This is a genomic window from Bradyrhizobium sp. (genome assembly GCF_049798375.1).
Lineage (GTDB): Bacteria > Pseudomonadota > Alphaproteobacteria > Rhizobiales > Xanthobacteraceae > Bradyrhizobium.
This window is the reverse complement of record NZ_JBARGP010000734.1, coordinates 1-4,290: the sequence shown is the minus strand read 5'-3', so window position 1 is coordinate 4,290 and position 4,290 is coordinate 1. Positions and strand designations below refer to the sequence as shown.

The window sequence follows — 4,290 nt, the reverse complement described above, 5'->3', positions numbered from 1 at the left end:
GCGTTACGCTGCATCACGCGATTGGAAACGGCGTGGCTGGTCTGCACCACGCGATTGCCGGCAGCGATGCCGGCCGGCGCATGACCAGGGCCCGGCGCATTGTGGCCTGCGAAGCTGCGGCCGGATGGGGCATGACCTGCAAATCCGTGCCGTCCACCGCCCGGTGCAGCGTGCATGGCATGAAAGCCGCCACGCGGTCCGCCGCCGCCGGGATGAAAGCCGCCGCCGTGAAAAGCTCCGGCGGCACCCATGCCGCCTGGATGGAAGCCACCTCCACCAGGGTGGAAGCCGCCTCCGCCACCGTGGAAGCCGCCACCACCGCTGGGATGAAAACCACCGCCGCCACCGCCGGGGTGGAAACCACCGCCACCGCCTCCATGGGGTGCGCCGCCACCGCCGCCGCGCCCTGGGGCCGCTTGCGCCAGGTCAGTCAGCGCGAGGCCTGCAACCGCGGTTGCGAAGATCGCGGCGATCATCAACCCAGCCTGTCTGCCGAACATTCTCATGTTGTTCTCCACCTGGCGGAAGGGCGGTCGGAACAGCCGGCAATGCCACGCACGACTTTTGAGAACAGTGTTTTAAGATCGGTCCTTTTTTACGAACAGTCTTAGGCGCCAATAAGTTCCGCGCCCCGGTCAGGGCAGTCCTGCACGTGCGTCGACAGATCGCCATCTTGCCCGCGTTGACCAAGGCCGGTGCGCGCCGTGGTTGTGATCGCCCGCAGCAATTTAGGCTGCAGAGCCACGCGCCGTCGCCACGTGCACCGTCGCATCGGCTCCAGCAACATCTCTGCGCTGCCTCATGCTTGCGCGCTGAACGGAAACCTGAATGATCTGCTCCGTTTTGTGTCAGCGCCACAGCGAGTCGATGGACCGCGCTGGCGCCGTCTTTGCTTGGAGATATTCCGGAAATGTCGACGCTGAGCCCGCAGGGCACCTGCCTGCAATGGCAGCCGGGATCGATCTGGTTCGATGTGACATCCGAAGCTGTGCTTGGCTGCGCATTCCTTGCCATGACCTTCGTGGTCGCGATCTTCCTGTGGCGCCGCCACGCCGACATGATGCCGGTGTTCGTTGCGCTGATGGGCGGGCTGGGTGTGTTCGCACTGCTCGGCGCGGTGAGCTGCGCGCTCTCGATCATCACGGTCTGGACGCCGGCCTATGCTGCCGAGGCCGTCGTCAAAGGACTGCTGGCGCTGATGTCGGTGCTGATCGGCGCTCCCGTGCTGATCGGACTGCCGCGTCTCCTGACGATCTCGACACGCGTCCAGCTGCAGCAGGCCTATGCGGCGCTGGAGGAGGAGACCCGGCAACGCCACAAGGCGGAAGCCATGGTCCAGCGCTTCCAGGAAATGGAGGCCACCGAGGCGCAGGTGCGGCAGGCGCAGAAGATGGAAGCGATCGGCCAGCTCACCGGCGGCGTCGCGCACGACTTCAACAACATTCTGACCGTGATCACCGGCTCAATTGAGATGCTGAGCGACGGCGTCCAGGACCGGCCGCTGCTGGCCCAGATCACCGCCATGATCGGCGCCGCGGCAACCCGGGGCGCCGATTTGACCCGGCACCTGCTTGCCTTTGCCCGTCAGCAGCCGCTGCAGCCGCGCTCAACCGACATCAACGCGCTGCTCGCCGATGTCGCCGGCCTGCTGCGTCCGACGCTCGGCGTGCAGGTGGAGATCGAGACCATGCTGGCCGGCGATGCCGCGCCGGTGCTGATCGATGCCAGCCAGCTCTCCACCGCGATCCTCAACCTCGCACTGAATGCGCGCGACGCCATGCCCGACGGCGGCAAGCTCACATTGGAGACCAAGAATGTCGTGCTCGACGCCGGCTATGCCGGCCTGAACACCGACGTTCAGCCCGGCAACTACGTCATGATCGCGGTGAGCGATACCGGAGAGGGCATTCCAGGCAGCCTGCTCGACAAGGTGTTCGAGCCTTTCTTCACGACCAAGGGGCTCGGAAAGGGATCGGGGCTCGGCTTGTCCATGGTCTATGGTTTCGTCAAGCAGTCGAACGGTCACATCAAGATCTACAGCGAGGAGGGCCACGGCACCACCGTGAAGCTCTATTTGCCGCAAGCCGAGTCCTCGCCGGAGATGGATGAGGACGGTCCGTTCGCCGAATTCGGCTTGCGCGATGGCGAGCAGGGCGATGAAGCTATCCTGATCGTCGAGGACGATGTGATGGTCCGCGACTACGTGGTGGCGCAGATCGAACGGCTGGGCTATCGCACGCTCGTGGCCGGCGATGCCGTGGAGGCGCTGGCGATCATCGACGGCTCCGATCACATCGACCTGCTGTTCACCGATGTGATCATGCCCGGCGGCATGAACGGCCGTCAGCTTGCGAGCGAGGCCGTGAAGCGCCGCCCGGGGCTGAAGGTGCTCTACACCTCCGGCTATACCGAGAACGCCATCGTGCATCACGGCCGGCTGGATGCAGGCGTGATGCTACTGCCGAAGCCCTATCTCTCTTCCGAGCTCGCACGGGGCATCCGTACGGCGCTGGCGACGTGAGGTCTCGGCACGGAATTTGTAGTTGAAATGTAGGATGGGTGGAACGAAGCGACACCGCATCACCTTCTTGGGCATCACCTTCTTGCGCAAGACCCGATGGGTATCGCTGCGCTCCACCCACCCTACAGGCTGCCTATTTTGGAATCCGCGCCAAGGTTACAATCGCAACTAACGCGACATGCTGCGGACATCCGCGTGCTCTACCAGCCAATGATTGGGCAGAAGTCTGATCGACCTGGAGATTGGCTGTGAGCATTTCCGATATCGAGCTTTATCATTGTCCCCTGACGCGCAGCGCGCGCGTCAAATGGCTGCTGCACGAACTTGTCGATGACGATTTCACCGTGCATCGCCTCGACCTCTACAACATGGATGGCTATCATCCGGATTATCTGCAGATGAATCCCAATCACAATGTCCCGCTGATCCGATTCAGGATGGCTGACGGCTCGCTGGTGACGATCGCAGAAAGCGGCGCCATTCTCACCGTCCTGGCTGATGCGTTTCCGGAGCGGAAGCTGGCGCCCCCGCCGGCGCCGATGTCGCCGGAACGGATCGACTATCAGCAGACGCTCTATTTCGGAGCCGCGGCCATCGACATGATGCTGTGGCAGATCCGCATCCATCAACACGTTTTGCCGGAGACGCAGAAGGACGACCGAACGATTGCGCGTTATCGGCAGAAGTTCGCCGAGGAGGTCGAACCGCAACTGGCCGCGCGGCTCGGGCAAAGCGGGTTTATCTGCGGGGCGCACTTCTCAGCCGCCGACTGCATGATCGGCCATGGCGTGATGTGGGCGCGATCCTATGGCCTGTGTGACGGCGAGGTGTTCGATGGCTACGTCGCGCGACTGGCGGCGTCTGACGCCTTCGCCAAGGCGTTCGCAGATCGCGGCGAGTTCAATCCGCAGGTGCCGCCGGACGCGCCGGTGCTGGAGCGGTTTTTGGGCTGATGCGGCGATCGTGAGTTAGCACGAAGTTGGACCACAAAATGGTGGTCATGCCCCGCGCAGGCGGGCATCCAGTACGCCGCGGCCTATCGGTTAGATCACTAACGTCTCTGGAAGACTGGATCGCCCGCCTTCGCGGGCGACAGCGATGGGAATAGCGCCTCCTGCCGCTCAGCGCGGCAGGTCGGTCTTGCCCATCAGGAAGGTATCGATCGCCTGGGCACAGAGGCGGCCTTCGCGGATCGCCCACACCACCAGCGACTGGCCGCGGCGCATGTCGCCGGCGGAAAACACCTTCGGCAACGAGGTTTGGTAGTCCGAAAGGTTGGCCTTGACGTTGCCGCGCGGGTCGAGGTCGACGCCGAGGCTCTTGAGCAGGCCTTCATGCACCGGGTGCACAAAGCCCATCGCCAGCAGTACGAGGTCGGCGGCGATGCCGAACTCGGTGCCGAGGACCGGCTTGAACTTGTCGTCGACGCGCACGCAATTGAGCTTCTTCACCGCGCCGTTCTCGCCGGTGAAGGTCTGTGTCAGCACCGCGAATTCGCGCACGGCGCCCTCGGCCTGGCTCGACGAGGTCCGCATCTTCAGCGGCCAGTCCGGCCAGGTCAGTGCCTTGTTCTCGCGCTCCGGGGGAGCGGCCATGATCTCGAGCTGCGTCACCGACAACGCGCCCTGGCGCAGCGAGGTGCCGATGCAGTCAGATCCGGTATCGCCGCCGCCGATCACGACGACATGCTTGCCACCGGCGAGGATGTCGGTTGCGTTAACCGGCTCGTTGCCGACGCGGCGGTTCTGCTGCGGCAGGAAGTCCATCGC

Annotated in this window: 4 protein-coding genes; 3 read left to right on the top strand and 1 reads right to left on the bottom strand. The window is 64.1% G+C overall.

What is annotated here, in order from left to right; all coding sequences use genetic code 11:
- The 3 genes from WA702_RS28345 to WA702_RS28335 all read left to right on the top strand — a co-directional run.
- Positions 1–611 (top strand): hypothetical protein (locus WA702_RS28345; protein ID WP_425113850.1); only part of this gene is annotated, 611 nt, incomplete at its 5' end.
- 299 nt (positions 612–910) lie between these two features.
- Complete coding sequence (locus WA702_RS28340) at positions 911–2,521, top strand: ATP-binding protein (RefSeq protein ID WP_425113849.1); 1,611 nt, start codon at positions 911–913, stop codon at positions 2,519–2,521.
- A 248-nt stretch (positions 2,522–2,769) separates the two neighbouring features.
- On the top strand, positions 2,770–3,474 hold the full coding sequence (locus WA702_RS28335) for a glutathione S-transferase family protein (protein WP_425113848.1): 705 nt from the start codon (positions 2,770–2,772) through the stop codon (positions 3,472–3,474).
- Positions 3,475–3,642: 168 nt separating this feature from the next.
- On the opposite strand, the gene WA702_RS28330 is transcribed toward WA702_RS28335, so the two are convergent.
- A partial coding sequence (locus tag WA702_RS28330) for an FAD-dependent oxidoreductase (protein WP_425113847.1) occupies positions 3,643–4,290 on the bottom strand: 648 nt, incomplete at its 5' end.